At 37.2% G+C, this 16,639-nt stretch carries 19 protein-coding genes; 11 read left to right on the top strand and 8 right to left on the bottom strand.

The genetic code is table 11. The features are described 5' to 3' along the window. The first annotated feature begins 101 nt into the window (after nt 1-101). The 4 genes from AC6CHV_RS18840 (at nt 102) to AC6CHV_RS18825 (ending at nt 4,716) form a co-directional block, all read left to right on the top strand. The gene (locus tag AC6CHV_RS18840; protein ID WP_341332761.1) at nt 102-1,625 is read left to right on the top strand and encodes a spore germination protein; all 1,524 of its coding nucleotides are present in this window, start codon (nt 102-104) and stop codon (nt 1,623-1,625) included. A gap of 29 nt (nt 1,626-1,654) precedes the next feature. Beyond that, a complete protein-coding gene (locus AC6CHV_RS18835; protein ID WP_498079469.1) occupies nt 1,655-2,743 on the top strand; it encodes a Ger(x)C family spore germination protein in 1,089 nt (362 codons plus the stop codon). Nucleotides 2,744-2,769: 26 nt separating this feature from the next. Beyond that, on the top strand, nt 2,770-3,873 hold the full coding sequence (locus AC6CHV_RS18830; RefSeq protein WP_498079468.1) for a GerAB/ArcD/ProY family transporter: 1,104 nt from the start codon (nt 2,770-2,772) through the stop codon (nt 3,871-3,873). Nucleotides 3,874-4,101: 228 nt separating this feature from the next. After that, nucleotides 4,102-4,716 (top strand): PH domain-containing protein, encoded by a 615-nt coding sequence (locus AC6CHV_RS18825; protein ID WP_440273570.1) that lies wholly within the window; start codon nt 4,102-4,104, stop codon nt 4,714-4,716. A 1,249-nt stretch (nt 4,717-5,965) separates the two neighbouring features. Here the strand turns inward: AC6CHV_RS18825 and AC6CHV_RS18820 are convergent. Then, nucleotides 5,966-6,502 (bottom strand): ribonuclease H-like YkuK family protein, encoded by a 537-nt coding sequence (locus tag AC6CHV_RS18820; RefSeq protein WP_341332765.1) that lies wholly within the window; start codon nt 6,500-6,502, stop codon nt 5,966-5,968. Nucleotides 6,503-6,723: 221 nt separating this feature from the next. Between AC6CHV_RS18820 and AC6CHV_RS18815 the strand changes: the two genes are divergently transcribed. The 7 genes from AC6CHV_RS18815 to AC6CHV_RS18785 all read left to right on the top strand — a co-directional run bounded on the left by AC6CHV_RS18815 (nt 6,724) and on the right by AC6CHV_RS18785 (nt 10,744). Then, nucleotides 6,724-7,494 (top strand): enhanced serine sensitivity protein SseB C-terminal domain-containing protein, encoded by a 771-nt coding sequence (locus tag AC6CHV_RS18815; protein ID WP_341333582.1) that lies wholly within the window; start codon nt 6,724-6,726, stop codon nt 7,492-7,494. A 23-nt stretch (nt 7,495-7,517) separates the two neighbouring features. Then, a complete protein-coding gene (locus AC6CHV_RS18810) occupies nt 7,518-8,714 on the top strand; it encodes a hypothetical protein (RefSeq protein WP_341332766.1) in 1,197 nt (398 codons plus the stop codon). Between the two features lie 15 nt (nt 8,715-8,729). Further along, nucleotides 8,730-8,936: a hypothetical protein gene (locus AC6CHV_RS18805; protein ID WP_341332767.1), complete on the top strand. Its 207-nt coding sequence runs from the start codon at nt 8,730-8,732 to the stop codon at nt 8,934-8,936. Nucleotides 8,937-9,113: 177 nt separating this feature from the next. Continuing rightward, nucleotides 9,114-9,236: a hypothetical protein gene (locus AC6CHV_RS18800; RefSeq protein WP_341332768.1), complete on the top strand. Its 123-nt coding sequence runs from the start codon at nt 9,114-9,116 to the stop codon at nt 9,234-9,236. A gap of 19 nt (nt 9,237-9,255) precedes the next feature. Then, entirely contained in the window at nt 9,256-9,864 is a 609-nt protein-coding gene (locus AC6CHV_RS18795) for a hypothetical protein (protein WP_341332769.1), read from the top strand. 105 nt (nt 9,865-9,969) lie between these two features. Then, nucleotides 9,970-10,218 (top strand): hypothetical protein, encoded by a 249-nt coding sequence (locus AC6CHV_RS18790; protein ID WP_341332770.1) that lies wholly within the window; start codon nt 9,970-9,972, stop codon nt 10,216-10,218. Nucleotides 10,219-10,267: 49 nt separating this feature from the next. After that, nucleotides 10,268-10,744: a UCP033725 family protein gene (locus AC6CHV_RS18785; protein WP_341332771.1), complete on the top strand. Its 477-nt coding sequence runs from the start codon at nt 10,268-10,270 to the stop codon at nt 10,742-10,744. A 37-nt stretch (nt 10,745-10,781) separates the two neighbouring features. On the opposite strand, the gene mnhG is transcribed toward AC6CHV_RS18785, so the two are convergent. From mnhG to AC6CHV_RS18750, 7 genes are all read right to left on the bottom strand, one after another. After that, entirely contained in the window at nt 10,782-11,159 is a 378-nt protein-coding gene (gene mnhG / locus AC6CHV_RS18780; RefSeq protein ID WP_341332772.1) for a monovalent cation/H(+) antiporter subunit G, read from the bottom strand. Beyond that, nucleotides 11,134-11,421, bottom strand: coding sequence for a Na(+)/H(+) antiporter subunit F1 (locus tag AC6CHV_RS18775; protein WP_309100504.1), 288 nt, complete (start codon nt 11,419-11,421; stop codon nt 11,134-11,136). Before AC6CHV_RS18775 ends, mnhG begins: the two co-directional genes overlap by 26 nt. Then, nucleotides 11,421-11,897, bottom strand: a complete 477-nt coding sequence (locus tag AC6CHV_RS18770; RefSeq protein WP_341332773.1) for a Na+/H+ antiporter subunit E — start codon at nt 11,895-11,897, stop codon at nt 11,421-11,423. The genes AC6CHV_RS18775 and AC6CHV_RS18770 overlap by 1 nt, the downstream gene beginning before the upstream one ends. A gap of 87 nt (nt 11,898-11,984) precedes the next feature. Further along, a complete protein-coding gene (locus tag AC6CHV_RS18765; protein WP_498079467.1) occupies nt 11,985-13,475 on the bottom strand; it encodes a Na+/H+ antiporter subunit D in 1,491 nt (496 codons plus the stop codon). Next, a complete protein-coding gene (locus AC6CHV_RS18760; RefSeq protein ID WP_099364023.1) occupies nt 13,468-13,806 on the bottom strand; it encodes a Na(+)/H(+) antiporter subunit C in 339 nt (112 codons plus the stop codon). The genes AC6CHV_RS18765 and AC6CHV_RS18760 overlap by 8 nt, the downstream gene beginning before the upstream one ends. Beyond that, complete coding sequence (locus tag AC6CHV_RS18755; protein WP_341332775.1) at nt 13,806-14,231, bottom strand: Na(+)/H(+) antiporter subunit B; 426 nt, start codon at nt 14,229-14,231, stop codon at nt 13,806-13,808. Before AC6CHV_RS18755 ends, AC6CHV_RS18760 begins: the two co-directional genes overlap by 1 nt. Continuing rightward, a complete protein-coding gene (locus AC6CHV_RS18750; protein ID WP_498079466.1) occupies nt 14,215-16,629 on the bottom strand; it encodes a Na+/H+ antiporter subunit A in 2,415 nt (804 codons plus the stop codon). The genes AC6CHV_RS18755 and AC6CHV_RS18750 overlap by 17 nt, the downstream gene beginning before the upstream one ends. Nucleotides 16,630-16,639 lie beyond the last annotated feature (10 nt).

The raw sequence follows: 16,639 nt of genomic DNA, 5'->3' as shown, positions 1-16,639 counted from the left end.
TACGTTTAGTAGAAAGTCATTCGTGGATGGTGAATACTTCCTTCTTTGTTGTTAAATACTAATTGAAAGTATTTGCACTTTATACGGGGTTAGGTGGAGGTATGTTCTGGAAAAAGAAGGATTTTAAACAAACTGTTAACAGTTATGAAACTGAAGAAAAAACCATTGAGGAAGTATTTAATAAAGCAAAAAAGTCGAGTGATTTTACAACAATCACACCTATTGAGAAAAATAATAACATTTCATTAAGTTTTTTTAAAACGTTAGTTGATTCTAAAACGCTACAACAGTCCCTTTTACAGAATTTAAAAGAAAATATTTCTGTTGTAGAAAAAGTATCTGATTTGAAAAATATTATCCCAATTGAGGATATGGTAGTTACGAAGGATCCAAAGGAAATTGAAAAGGCACTTCATGAAGGTGCAACAGTTATTTATTTTAAAAATCAAATGGATGAATTTGCTCTACTTAAGATTGGGAACGCAAGACTTGGTCAACGGGAAACAAATGACACACAAAATGAATTTAGTGTGATAGGGCCAAAGGTTGGATTTATTGAAGATATTGGGACAAATCTCCATATGCTAAGAGAGCATCTTCATTCACCAGATCTTATTTTTGATGAATTAGTTGTTGGAACAAGGACACAAACAAAGGTTGTCATTGCTTACATAGATGGTGTTACGAATCCTGAGTTTGTAAAAACTGCGACACAGAGATTACAAAACCTTGATGTTGATGCTATATTTGACAATACTCAGCTGGAACAATTAATTTCCGATCATTCCTCATCACCATTTCCATTATTTGTAACAACAGAAAGAATAGATCGGACTGTGGGATCGCTTTTATTAGGACAAGTTGTCCTAATTACCGATAAATCCTCCTATGCTGTAATAGGACCCGTAAATCTCATGGATTTTTTCTCAAATCCAGAGGATTTTTATCTACCCTCTTTAATCGCATCTTTTTTTAAATTAATACGGATTTTTGGAATGCTTTTTTCTATGTTTGCAACATCCTTTTATGTTGCGATTCTAACATTCCATTTTGAGGTTATACCAAAAGACTTGCTTGGTCCAATCATTAACTCAAGAGCCAACGTTCCCTTTCCACCTGTCATTGAAGTTTTGTTCCTAGAAGTAACAATTGATCTTCTCAGAGAAGCTGGAGCTCGTTTGCCCACAAAAATTGGACAGACACTTGGAATAGTCGGAGGAATTGTAATCGGACAGGCAACTGTGGAAGCTGCACTTACCAGTACCATTTTGTTAATCATTGTTGCACTCTCAGCCTTAGCCTCTTTTACAACGCCAATATATAAAATGTCAACTGCTGTAAGAATGTTAAGATATCCTTTTATTTTACTAGCTGCCATTTGGGGTGGTTTAGGTATTTATGTAGGGTTACTTTTTATAATCGGACATTTGTCTCGACTCAAGTCATTAGGGGTTCCTTATATGGTCCCCCTCTATCCCTATCGTAAAGGCTGGGCACTTGGTTCTTTCATAAGGCCTAGTTTCGTAAATCTTAAAAAACGTCCATCGTACTTTAGACCATTAAGTAACAAACGATATACTCCAACCCCATCCCAAGATTCAGAAGATGGACTGAACTCAGAATAAAATTTTCTAAAAAAGAAAGCAGAGATTATATGGGTAAACGGAGAAAAGGTAGAATACTTGTTATTATATTTGTTTGTATCGGATGCCTAGTAGGATGTGCAAGAACTAAGATTGTTGATAAGTTGAGTATTATACATGTATTTGGTTTTGATTTAGACGAGAACGGGAATATGGTTGGAACTGCCTTGTATCCTGAATATACCAAGAGCAAGTCCAGCGATAAAATTCAATATTTAGAAGAGAAAACAGATGCAGTTGCGCTATTAAGACCTAAAATGTCAACACATACAAGTACCCCAGTAGCCTTATCCAAAATTAGGGTTATAGTGTTCGGTAATGATTATGCAAAAACTGGTGTTAACGATGTAGTAGAACGACTTCTTTTGACACCAGAAATCGCGACCAATATACAAATTGCTGTTTCTACCCACAGTGCCAAGGAAACACTTAACTCCCTAAAAAAGGGTAACCTGACGCTAGCTGATCAAATCAAACAAAACATGACAGGACAACAACTTCCAAAGATGAACCTGCATGTTTTTTTAAACCATTACTATGGAGAAGGAATGGATCCGTATGTACCAATGATAACGATTGACGAGAACGATAAGATACAGGTTGATCGAGTTGGTATTTTTAAAAATGATAAGCTCAAACTTCACTTGGATGAGAAAGAAACCTTTACTTTTTCGATTTTAGAGGATTATCGAACACAAGCCATATATGAAATTGTCCTTGACGAAAAGGATCTGAAAGAAGTCATTGTGATTCAAGGGTTTCGAAATAAAAGGAAGTGGGAATGGGTAAAAGATAAGCAGCAATTAAATCTTTCTTTAAAGCTCACATGGATAGTTACACATCATCCGGACCGTTTCAACTTAGAAAATCCACATGATCTTGAAATGATTAAAGGTTTAATTAAAAAAAATGTACAAGAAGATGTCGAGGAACTCTTAAATAAGTTCAAAGAAACAGGTGTTGATCCGCTAGGTATTGGAAATATAGTTCGATCCAAGGATCGAGATTGGGAAAAAACATCCTTTTATGAGCAATATCCTACGCTACCTATCAATATTGATTTGAACTTAGAAATCATACATTCGGGCCTTCAGGGCTAGGCTAGACAAGACTAGGATGGTCAATTATGAACAGTCAGATTAACGAAAGTAAACAAGTCTCTCCATATTTCCTGTTTTTTTTAATCCACACCTCTCAAATTGGGATTGCTTTATTAAGGTATCAAGGAAATGTAAGTAAAGGGGCTGGTAGTGAAGCATGGATGTCCATTTTAGCTTTGGGTTTAAGCCTTCACCTTTTGTTCTATATGATGCTATATATATTAAAACAGTCTCCCGCAGGCGATATTCTTTCGTTTCATAAAGACCTACTGGGAAAGAAACTAGGAGGCGCTTTAAATTTATTGTTGGCATGCTATTTTTCTCTAGCAGGAATAGCGGTTGTATATGGTTATATTGACCTTCTCCAAGTATGGGTTTTTGATGGCATTCCTAGTTGGGAGTATGCTCTTCTACTTTGTTGTCTCGCTTTTTATCTGGTCTCTGGGGGATTTCGAGTTATTACTGGAGTTGCATTTTGGGGTGTCGTGATTCCCATTTTCTTATTAGTTTCCTTTTTTTATATTGCAGGCTTTTTGGAGGTGTCATACCTCCAACCGCTTTTTGATCATAGTTTAAAAGACCATTTTATTTCGATTAAAGCAGCTATCCCATTATTTATAGGGTTTGAAACAGCTCTTGTATATTTTCCATTCATAAAAAACGGAAAAAAGGCAGGCAAGTGGGGGCATTTTGGCTTATTGTTTACAACAATCATAACTGTATTTATAACGCTTGTCTCTTTTATGTTTTTTGTACAAGGAAAAATTCAGCACTTAACATGGCCAACCTTGACAATGATAAAAATCATACAGTTTCCTTTTTTGGAACGCTTTGAGTTTATCTTTATATTCACCTGGCTCTTAGTGATCATGCCAGTTATATGTTTATATCTTTGGTCAGCTGTTCGCTCTATAAAAGTTACTCTTCCAAAAATAAAGCCAACTAATATTCTGCTTTTATTACTAGCTTTGTATCTTTTTGTAAATAGCGAACTTATTGATATCTATTACACTCAACTCATACAAAAAATGGTATTGATTAGTGGTACTACTTTATTATTTGGTTATATCCCGCTGCTTTTCATCATCAGTCTGATTCGCCAGTTCATAAAAAAGCAAAAGCAAGGTTGAGTTTCTTTAGCATGTGTATGGATCAAGAAAACTCAATCTTCTATTGGTCTTTATTTACCAGCTTTAGATTCAAAACTTTCAAGGATGTTTAGTTGGCCCCTTATTAAGTTTTTAGGCAATGGGGTCGTCAAGAGTACCATTTTTTAGAAATTTAGGGTTATACTCCTATCACAAACGCGATATAATGAGTTTGGAATGAAATTGTTTTCGTATGGAGGGGAAGTTATCATGTTAAAAAAATTCGCAGCTGATGCTTTAGGTTTATCGGATATCGGAAAAATTATTGGTCCAGAGGATTATGACAAAACAGACGCAGATGATTACATTAGACATGAGGATAATGAAAAGATTTACTTCTTGATTAAGACAAAAGCCGATGAGTATTGCTTCACAAACACCGCTTTCATCCATGTTGATGGTGCGAATGCCGTTTCATCGAAACGGATGCTAAAACGCTACCCGTATTCACAACATAAAATCACAAATGTTTTTCTCGAAACAGCTGGTAGAGTTGATTTAGATATCGAAATAAAATTCAACTTAGGTAATCAAGCTTTTAGTATTGATGTGGATAAAAGACAGATCGATAAATTAAATGATTTATACAAAGCACTCGTTTATATTTCTGAAGTTATTCATGAAAATAATATTATGTATGATATGGCGATCAATAGCTTGGACAAAGCGGTAACAGTATTGCACAACTCCCGACCATCAGAAATCCAGCTTGCTGAGGAATACAAGCAATTAACCGAATACGGCTTCTCTTGGCTATCGTCAGCACGGGATCAGTACCTCAGGAAAGACTTTGGTGATGTTTTCGAAAAGTATATTAATAACTAATAGAAAAGACGGCATCCGAATTGTGATGATGCCGTCTTTGTTTTTTGTAATTTGATCTATGGCAGAGATGTAGACCTTTACTAGATTCTACATGCTATGTTTGGTCGGGGGAGCCATTAAGTTTATGAAGGACTTTGGATGACGGCTGCCGGGGTGTTCGGGACTTCATACCACTTATGAAGGACTTTCGGTGATGGCTGCCAGCGCGTTCGGGACTTCATACCGCTTATGAAGGACTTTGAGCGATGGACGTCCTGGTGTTCGGGACTTCATCCAGCTTATGAAAGACTTTGAGCAATGGACGACGATGCGTTCGGGACTTCATCACGCTTATGAAGGACTTTGCGCGATGGACGCCATGTAGTTCGGGACTTCATCCAGCTTATGAAAGACTTTGAGCAATGGACGACGATGCGTTCGGGACTTCATCATGCTTATGAAGGACTTTGCGCGATGGACGTCCTGGTGTTCGGGACTTCATCCAGCTTATGAAAGACTTTGAGCAATGGACAACGATGCGTTCGGGACTTCATCACGCTTATGAAGGACTTTGCGCGATGGACGTCCTGGTGTTCGGGACTTCATCCAGCTTATGAAAGACTTTGAGCAATGGACAACGATGCGTTCGGGACTTCATCACGCTTATGAAGAGGATTCACACCAAAATCAAGGTTCCTTTTCCCCTTCATCTCGTTTATGAAGAGGATTCACTTCTAAATTCAAGCCTACTTTCCCCTTCATCCCCTCTATGAAGAGGATTCACTTCTAAATTCAGATTGCTTTTTCCCCTTCATCCCCTCTATGAAGAGGATTCGCTTCTAAATCCAGGGTCCTTTTCCCCTTCATCCCCTCTATGAAGAGGATTCACTTCTAAATTCAAGCCTATTTTCCCCTTCATTCTGCTTATGAAGAGGATTCAGATCAAAATCCAGATTGCTTTTTCCCTTCATCCCCTCTATGAAGAGGATTCACTTCTAAATTCAGATTGCTTTTTCCCCTTCATCCAGCTTTTGAAAAGGATACAGCTAAAAATCCTTGTTCGTTTTCCCCCTCCTCTCCCCTACAACGCGGATTCATCTCGTAATTAAAATTCCCTATCCCTCGTAGCAAGCTCATACTACAACTTTTCTAAATCTACATAAAAAATCGGTGCCTGATTCCCAGCGAGATTGCAAGATTACGATACTCACTGGGTGCCAGGCACCGATTCCGTTTTACCAGAATTAAGTGGCAATCCAACTCTAACACTCTATTTGGTATAACGGTTCGCGTAGCATGAGGCCACGAATGCATTTGGTTTTATTTTCGGTTCCACACCAATTGCTTCCATTCGTGTCACCATTTCCTTCACAAATTCACGTGTTTTGTTTCTCTTCCCTGCTCCGATGTCAATGTGCCCCTCCATTGTGAATGAAGCACCATCATATATATAAGGGAGCACGATATCGATGAGTTGATTTTTCTTCTCTTCGGTAAACAATGAAACAACTTCCTCCGATAATGATAATTCATAGGAAATGCGCTCATGCAATTGTTCCATTCTCCTTGGAACAACCACTTTTCGGATACATGCCCAGACACCTTTTCCTTCATTAAGGATGACAACACCTGTTATAAAGGTAGTTTGTCTTGGGTGCACTTGAGAATCTGTCCCAATAATGAGCCTGAATTTCCCACTAGGTTGGGAGCGCATGAACTCAGTAATATGCTCAAAAACTCGATCAAATGACATCCGTTTTTCCGTGAGATTTTTAAATAAGAAGTGATTATTTGAATTGTTTTTCATAAATTCATATCACAACTTTCCCGGTCTCTTTATTGACCTGCTTTTATACATTTTATGACCGGAAACAGAATAATGTGTGCTAAATGATGATTTGGTACAAAAATTGAAGCCCCACAATAAAAATCATGCTATTTTTCCTAGTACTTTGTTACCTACTTTCACCCACTTTTTGATTGTATAATATTACCATAATCCTAAATTGGAGCGTGCATGTGAAAAAAATGAAAAAACAAACAATTGATCCATTTGATTCCATTCTGTCAGAAGCCATAAATAATCCTGAGAAGCGCTATTATTTTTATAAAGCCCTCCTGGATTTAGAGGTGGTTGCAATCGGCACGGTTTCCTCCAGCACAAATGGAGAACCTATTTTGAATTTAAAGTATATAGAAATGAATAATGAGCTTGTTCTCCCTGTGTATTCAAGTATTGAGAAATTCAACTCCATCTATAAGGGAAACTATAAATATATAAAAATCTCCACACGTATGTTACTAAAACTAATTGAGTCAGATACCCCATGGGTTCTTAACCCTGGTTTTGATGTTAGTAAAAAGATTATCCAACAGGAACTCGAAACACTACGGGACGGAAGAATTTTACATTACTTTTTTGAGGAGTTAAGTGTTGAAGAAAAACAGAATTTCTTAACAAACCAAATGGAAGGAATCCCTCAATCTGTTCTAAGTGTTATTTCCGACAATTTAAAAAGCTTTCCTTCAATCAAAAACGCATACTTTACCCATATATACAATCCCGCTAGTGCAAGTAAGCCGATTCCATTTATTGGATTAACGGTAGACAATCAAGATGCGAAAAGTTCCGAGAAACTAGTATTGGATGTGTTTAAAACCGTTGATACACTTTCTAATCAGCAAATTGAAATTGTGATTCTACCAGAAGATTTGCCACTAACAAATTCGATTATAGATCAGACCAACCCCTTTTATACTCGTACAGCAATAAATGATTTGAATTCCTTGTTTCGATAATATTCACGAAAGGAGGTTTCGAAATGGCTCAAATAGACATAAAAGTGAATAGTGTCCGCTCCTCAAACAGTCGGTTAAAAGGAATCACTTCCGATTTAACAGATACACAGAGTCGAGTATCTAGTCTACGCCATGCGATTGACAGTCAAATCACTAGTAGGCAGGGCATTGCATTAAATCTAAATAATGTAGCTACTTCCATACATGATATAGAAAAACGTCTCAATCAACTGTATAGTTTCGTGGATACTACCATGACTCGGTATGAACAAGCTGATAAACAAGTAAACTCTCACTCACAACATTTAACCGCGCCTCCTACAAAGTCGTTTTGGGATTCGGTTGGAGATTTCTTTGGAGTTGTCGGCAGGTCTGTTAAAGGATTTGCAACAGGACTATGGGATGCCGTCGCATCCACTGTAGAAGGGATCTGGCATGCAATTACACACCCAATAGAAACGATTAAAGGATTAGTTCATGTTATTCAACACCCAGTTGAAACAGGAAAAGCGATATGGGATGCAATCAAAACATCATGGAACGAAGATGTTGTTAACGGTGATGCTGAAAGTCGAGGAAATTGGTTTGGTCGCGCTTTTGGAGAAATTGCGTTGGCAGTTGTAGGTGCAAAAGGTATTGATAAAGCAATAAAATTATCAAGAGGAGCAAATATTGTTGATGAGGTTGGTGGGGTTCGGATCGTTGATAATTCAGGCTCTAGTAATAAACCTGATGCAATAGACCCAACTGACGTGGGATTTACGATTGAACCAAGAATTGTAGATGAAATATTACAGACTAATAAAGGAAATCGTCCTGACCCTTCGACCTATTTACCACAAGAGTATATCGTAAATCATTTAGCCAAATTTGATGATGGTGTTACCAAAATCGCTTGGGCAGCACCAACACGACCATTAGGACCACCTGGAGGAACGTTCGTGATGCCAAAGTCTGTTGCTGACGAACTAATCACCCAATCCAATGGAAATGTAACAAAGTTAGAGGAATTATTAAGTTTAGAACCAGGCACACTTGGCGAAACGCCAGTTCGAATCGACATATCTCATCCAACAGGACTAAGAATGCCAGATGGTAATGAATTAGGTGCGAATGAACAGTGGATTCCTGGTGGCTATACCGGCGGAGGAATACCTGAGGCTACCATCGATCAAGTCCCACTTGATAAATTAGTAGTAACTGATTTATTTTTAGATTAAAGGAGTGAGGAAAAAGTGAAAAAAATATTCTCAGATTATGGCATTGATATTCACGAAAATAATGGTCAGTACTTCCTGACATTTGACCAAGGTGAAATTGCTGTTCAGATGACAACTATTGAAATCTCAAAAGAAGATGCTGAAAAAGCCCAACAAAGTGCGAATGATGCTTATCAGGTAATTATTAAGCACCAGAATAATGCAAGAAATTCTAATGTGTAATCTAGCAAACCTTCATTGGTTATGGTAAAGACCAAAAATGCCTAGACCCTTAATGGGCTAGGCATTTTTATTATTTCAAAACATTCACTGCTCCCTCTCCCCTTCAATCTCAATCACGCCTTTCAAATCGCCCTGCACGCTTTATGATACAAGGGGAACTTTTGAGCGGTAGGGTCGTTGGTTGTTGATGAGGTTGGCGGAGGTACGCAATATTATTCAAAAATAGAGGTTGTAGATGACTTCGGTAACAAAGTTCCTGCGACAGTCGAGAGCTTAATCAAATATGGTTATATTAAATAAGAAAAAGGGAATGAAATAAATGGACAAAGATCAACTATTACAAATATGCAAATATGTAGGTATTGCAATTAAACATGATAATCATATCTTGATGGAAGTGAAGTCACCTTACGAAAATTATGCTCAACTCGAGTTTAGCAATGGTAAATATGAGTATTCTGAAATTAACTTTGAAAGACAACCTAATCCAAAGAAAGAAAACATCGTTATGTTTAATGATGGAGCAAAAGCAACAAAGTATTTCTTAATTAAATTATTAAAGAAATTCTTTTTCTATAAAATTTTCCCTTCTGATAACCCAGTTCATGATTTCAAAAACACTAATGAGCTAATTGCCTATTTCCAAAAACTTGGGATTTCAAGTAAATATTATCATTTCAACACAATAAGTTCACAGACTATTCACTGTGAGATAGATAATAGTAATAACATGCTAATTAGTTATATTGATGTTAACAACAAAAAAAGCTTTACCACTATGCCACTGAGTGTAAATCGAGGTATTTTTGTTTTGTATCGATTGACTTATTCTTTGTATTTAATTAAAGAACTTGAGCAAAAACTAACCCTGCAAGGGCTTCTAAATGAAAAATTTGATGATGAAGATATCGAATTATTAATAAAATAAATCAACATAACCATGATCAATATTAATCTCGTCGAGGAATGATTGTTGAAGAGATATTTTAAAACTAGAAAAAGAGCCCTGATATAGAGGAGATGTGGTCATTATATGACGAAAGAACAGGCACTGCAAATAATTAAAGACGAGAATCTACAATTCTTTAACTGGTATAATGATCATGACATTAGTCCGAACGAGGTGTTAATCAGTCAACAGGGAAATACCTGGAAGGTTTCCACAACAGACGAACGCGCAAATGCTATTTCCGAAAAAGATTTCGACAGTGAGGAACAAGCATTAGAAAATTTTATTAAAAGAGTACGTGGATTGAACAAGTTTCATAATCTATCTAAATAAGAAATTTCCCCTAGGTTTTAAATTTTAAAATAATACTGAGGAAACAATTATGAGCGTATATGCAATTTATCAGAATAAGAACTACCCAGTGAATATTCGGGGTCAAGTACTTCGTTTAAAATGTGTATATAAAAATAACGGCTTTCAAGAACTTATTGATTTAGCAGGAAACAAGCATAAAGATATTTTTATAAAAGAGGTTTCCCTTGATGATGTTGAGCTAGTTTATGAGTTAAAGATTAACGCAATTTTTAAAGGAAAGGAATTTGAAACCTATGGGGTTGATACCTCTACATTAGAAAATAATTACATACTATTATTTAGCAAGAAGTATGAAGATGTAAATAATTACGGTTTCATCAAATACGAACAATTTGTTTACCAAAAAGAGGCAAAACTTGAAGACATTGATTCGTTAGTTGAAATAAAAAAGCCAATCTTAAAGTGGGAGAACCAGCCTGAATCTCGGAAAACAATTGCCAGTAACAAGATTCAAGAATATTTAAGAACAACCAAAAATGCCTAACCCTATAAAAAGGCTAGGCATTTTTATTTCGAAGCCTTCACTGCTCCCTCTCCCCTTCAATCTCAATAACGCCTTTCAAGTCATCTTGCACGCTTTGTTCTGCAAGGGGAACTTTAGAGCGATAAGCAGAGCGCACAATTACATGTGCCGCGACTGGAGCTGTAAGGAATACGAAAAAGATTCCTAGAAATAAGCGAATACTAAAAGTACCTTCCATGATAAAGAATAGAAACGTTCCTACAAGAGTAAACAGAACGCCCATCGTTGAGCTTTTTGAAGCTGCATGAGCACGGGAATATAAATCAGGTAATCTAATTAAACCAACTGCACTTAAAAAACTAAAGACAGTTCCCACTAATATCGATAAAACTGCAATGACTTCTAACACCTCAATCGGATTGCTTACGCCGCTCAATTACAACACCTCTTTCAATGAATCTCGCGAAGGAAATCGTTCCGATGAAGGAAAGAATCCCAATTAATAAAATCACTTCAAAAAAACCAGTATTCCTTAAAAACACGGAAAAAATAGCTACTCCCGAAATGATATTAATCCCTAAGACATCAAGCGCTTGGACTCTATCAGAGGCTGAGGGGCCTTTCACTAACCGATAAATCGTCGCAAAAATAGCGAATGTTAAAAAAAACAATGAAATTATTAAAATGATTCTGATCATTATCGCGTCACCCTCTTTATCGCCGCTTCAAATTTTTCCGTTGAACGTATGACAGCATCGCTTGATTCCGGAATATCCATAGCATGTATATAAAACTTTTTCTCATCATGTGATACTTCAACAACCACCGAACCAGGGGTTAACGTTAATAACATCGCAAGCAAGGTTATCTCCAAGTCCCCTTCTAGTTCCGTCTCTAAGGTAAAAATGCCCGGTGTGATATTAATTTTTGGACGCATAACTTGCTTAACAACTAACACACTGGATGTAAATAATTCTTGGATGAAAATAAAAAATAATTGTAAAATAGCAACCAAAGTCACGATATAGAATTGATGAGGGAAATACCTCCGTAGTATAAATAGCACGATTAGACCAAATAAATAACCACTAAAAAAGGTTAACACGGACCAACTATCCTGAAGGAACATCCAAATAAAACCGATTAACAAATTAATTAAAACCTGCATGGGCATTGATACCACCCCTTTCTTATTTAAAGAATAACCACGGGATTTTTCAAAAGATACTCTTCATCCGTCACCTTTTCACGCTCAAAAAACTTATTCAATAAAGGCACTACCCAAGACCGCCTCAATATAGATAGATGGATTCATAATCACTTCAACCGCAAGGTCAACATACTCACTAATCCCTTGAGTCCCTAATCCAAGCGTAATTGTCAAGCCGGTAAGAATGCCCATAGGTAATAATAATCCTTTTAAAGACTTAGTTGCGCTTTCCTCTGGTACGTCAGTATAACCCCAGAATCCATTCATAAAAATTTTCATCACAGAGTAAAGAACCATTAAACTTGTGAGCAGACCAATTCCACCAAGCCAAAAATAGCCCGTTGCGAAGGTCCCCTCTGTAATAAATATTTTTCCTAAAAATCCACTAAGGGGTGGTAATCCTCCGAGTGACAAAGCTGCAACGAAAAACATCCACCCGAATTTTGGTTGTAGGCGCATTAAACCACTGAATTCTTTTAAATTACTAGACCCAGTCAGATAAATAATAGTTCCTCCTAAAAGAAAGATAAGTGCCTTTACAATCATATCGTGGATTAAGTAGTAAATAGATCCGGTTATCCCTTCAGCAGTTAACGATGCAACCCCTGCTAAAATAAAGCCAACTCCTACGACCACATTGTACGTTATAATCCTTTTAATATCCCAATAAGCCACGGCCCCAAAGGCTCCAAGCAACATCGTAATAGCTGCTAAAACACCGATTAATAGATGTGTCACTTCTGGTTCATGGTAAAACACAAGCGTGAATACTCTCATAATCGAATAAATTCCAACCTTTGTTAACAGCGCTGCAAAGATTGCAGCAATCGCTGTTGGTGGTGCACTGTATGAACCCGGTAACCAAAAGAAAAGGAACAGTCCTGCCTTTAAACTAAACACAATCAAAAATAGGATTGCGACTGTCGTCATAACACCGTCCTGACCGACCTCAGCAATGCGAACTGAAAGATGTGCCATATTTACTGTACCTGTCATCGCATATAAATAGGCAACAGCTACTAAAAATAAGAAGGAAGAAATCAGGTTCACTAATATATATTTGATAGATTCCCTAAGCTGTATTTTCGTGCCACCCAAGGAAATTAAGACATAGGATGAAACAAGCATGACTTCAAAACATACGAATAAGTTGAAAATATCCCCTGTAAGAAAGGAACCATTAACACCTGTAATTAAAAATAAAAAGAGCGGATAAAAATAAAATAGTTCTCGGTCCCTCCCAATTGTGTAAAACGCATAAATGAGACAGCACAATGCCACAATGCTAGTGACCATAACCAAAATAACAGCCAACATATCTGCAACCATACTTACACCAAATGGCGCTTCCCATCCACCTAACTGGAGAACCTGAATTCCATCTATTTTTATTTGTTGCATCAGTACCAATGAAACCGCAAATATACTTACTACTGCAACTATACTAAGCGCCCTCTGCAGCATGATATTTTTTCGAAAAATAACCATAATCATCCCAATAAGAATAGGGATGATTATTGGAATAATAACTAAATTACCCATCGTTTTTACCTCTCAATGCTTGCGTATCGTCCGTGCCTAAAACCTTATACGCACGGTAACTTAGCACTAAAAATAAAGCAGTGGTCGCAAAGTTGATGACGATTGCTGTTAAAAGTAGTGCCTGTGGTAATGAATCTACATAGGATAATCCCTTTATTCCCAGTAGCGGAGGTCCACCCTTTTCGAGGCCCCCCATTGTAATAATGAGTAGGTTCACACTATGACCGATTATAGATGTTCCTAATATGATTCGTAATAGAGTTTTCGTTAAGATAAGATAAACCCCGATTGCAAATAAAATCCCGACAAGAATAGACATTAATGTTTCCATTATCGATCATCACCTATACTCATAATAATTGTGAGTGATGTTCCAATGACCGCCAAGGCGACACCTACATCAAACAAAACCGCTGAAGCAAGCTCTGTTTCTCCGAAAACAGGGAGCTCAATATATCCAAATGTTTGGGTTAAAAATGGCTCATTAAATAGCAAGCTTCCGACCCCTGTGCCAACTGCAATTAATACTCCGATCGCAGCAACCACTTTAAAATCGAGGGGCAAATTTTTGCGAACCGTTTCTATATCAAAGGTTAGGAACAGAAGGACCAATCCGGCTGAAAAGGTCAAGCCTCCTATGAAACCACCGCCTGGATGGTGATGACCAGAAATAAACAAGTTGATTGCAAATGTAAAAATAATAATAACCGCAATCTTAGTGATACTTCTTATAATGACGTCATTCGGCTCTTTCATCTGAACCCTCCTTTACTAAACGTAGCTTTATTAATGAATAAACTCCTAATCCTGCAATGCTTAACACCAGAATCTCAAGCATTGTATCAATACCTCTAAAATCCACTAGAATAGCATTGACGATATTCTTGGCTCCTGCAAGTTCATAGGCATTTTCATAGTAGCTTGAAATCGAATCAAATAATCGATTTCCATTCACAGATAATGCCACTAGTGTGATGACTACTCCTGACCCAATAGCTATGACCGCATTCGTTACCTTAAACGGGATTCGACTAATTTCTTTTCGCAATTGCGGTAAGTGATAAAAACATAATAGGAAAAGAGCGGTTGTGACGGTTTCCACAACCAGTTGAGTCAAAGCCAGATCTGGTGCACGGAATAAGACAAAGAAAAATGCCACTAAATATCCTAGTGCTCCCACTGCAACAATCGAAGAAATTCTTGATTTTGCAAATAGAACGGTGACAGCTGAAACTACAGAAACGATCATAATCGCGATTTCAAATAGTGTAGCCGGATTATCATTTGATGAATCAAAGGAAATCCCATCAAATAACCAGATTGATCCCCCGACAACGATAATCATGAAACCAAAGATATAAACAAGATAATCACGAATAAAACCTGTCATATAAAAGTTTGTAATCAAACCATAAATCTGTTCCAATTTATTTAAAGAAAGATTATAGATATGGTTAATTGTTAATGACTGTGGGTAAAACTTGTAAACCCGGTACCATTTTCTAATATTGAGATAGAGAATCGTTCCGAGAACAACTACCCCGATTGTCATCCAAAGTTCCTGATTCCAACCATGCCACGCCGTTATTTTCAACCTCAACACATCTGCCTCTGTAAGCATCGGCAATACTGACGTTAACGCCGGTTTTAATAAATACTGTGAGATCAGATTCGGGAAAAAGAAACCGAGAATCACGAGTGACCCTAAAATTATCGGAGGTATTAACATTCCAAGTGGCGCTTCATGAACAACTCGGTCATTATCGAGCTTATATTTCCCTCTAAATGTTTTAAATACAAGTATCATACAGTAGATAAATGTAAAAACACTGGCGATCCAAGCAATGATAGGAATTAATACGCCTATCGTTCCCATGTTAAAAAAGTCCATTTTTGCTGCATTATTGACCGCTGCAAAAAACATTTCCTTACTTAAGAAACCATTAAATGGAGGCAGTCCAGCCATTGAAAAGGCGCCTATCACCATTAGCGTAAAGGATATAGGCATAAGATGAATAAGACCACCCAACCTTCGAATATCACGAGTCCCTGTTTCATGGTCAATAATCCCGACTACCATAAAGAGACTCCCTTTAAATGTCGAGTGATTCAGCAAATGAAACAGTGCTGCAAAGACGGCTGTGCCGTATACAGCTGTTTCATCCCCCAAACCGAAATACATCGCAGCTGAACCGAGACCAAGAAGACTCATGATCAAGCCTAATTGGCTAATCGTTGAGTATGCCAATAGAGCTTTTAAATCTGTCTGACGTACCGCATTAACAGATCCGTACAGCAATGTAATTAAACCTACTCCCGTAACAATCCAAAACCATTCAGATGAGCCACCAAAAACAGGAGTTAATCGTGCAACTAAATAAATACCTGCTTTAACCATTGTGGCTGAATGTAAATAGGCACTAATAGGGGTCGGAGCTTCCATTGCATCTGGGAGCCAAATACTAAAAGGAAATTGAGCTGATTTCGTAAAAGCACCTAATAAAATTAATACCATTGCTGGTACGAATAAAGCACTCGATGTTATCGCATCAGTATTCATCAACATTTCACGAATGCTATAGGTTCCGGAGTTACTTGAAATCATTACAAGTCCCGCAAGCATCGCTAATCCACCAAAAATTGTAATTAGCATAGATTTTTGCGCACCGTATCGTGATTTCTCACGTTCATACCAATAGGCAATTAATAGGAAAGAAGATACACTTGTTAGTTCCCAAAATACATAAAGAACAAAGATATTATCAGAAAATACTAAGCCAAGCATGGCTCCCATGAACATCAGTAAATACACGTAAAAGTTATGGAGTGCTTCACGTTCTTTTGATAAGTAAAAAATGGAATATAAAATAACCAATGCACCAATACCCGTAATTAATAATCCAAACATTAAACCTAATCCATCGATATAGGTAGTAAAATTAATATTATAGGAAGGTATCCAAGGAAGGCTTGTAATAATGGTATTCCCATTTGCAATATCGGGAATAAATGTAATAAGATAAACAAAAATCAGAAGTGGCACCAGGAACACGAACCAGCCCGTATGAATGCGAGGACAAAACTTCTTATATAATATAGGAACAAACACGGCGAAAATAAATGGCAGCATGATTAAAAAATGGAACCAATACATTGGAATCGCC

The organism is Ferdinandcohnia sp. GQ5 (genome assembly GCF_059759275.1).
The sequence above is the reverse complement of the archived record's forward strand: the minus strand, read 5'-3'. Positions and strand labels throughout refer to the sequence as shown.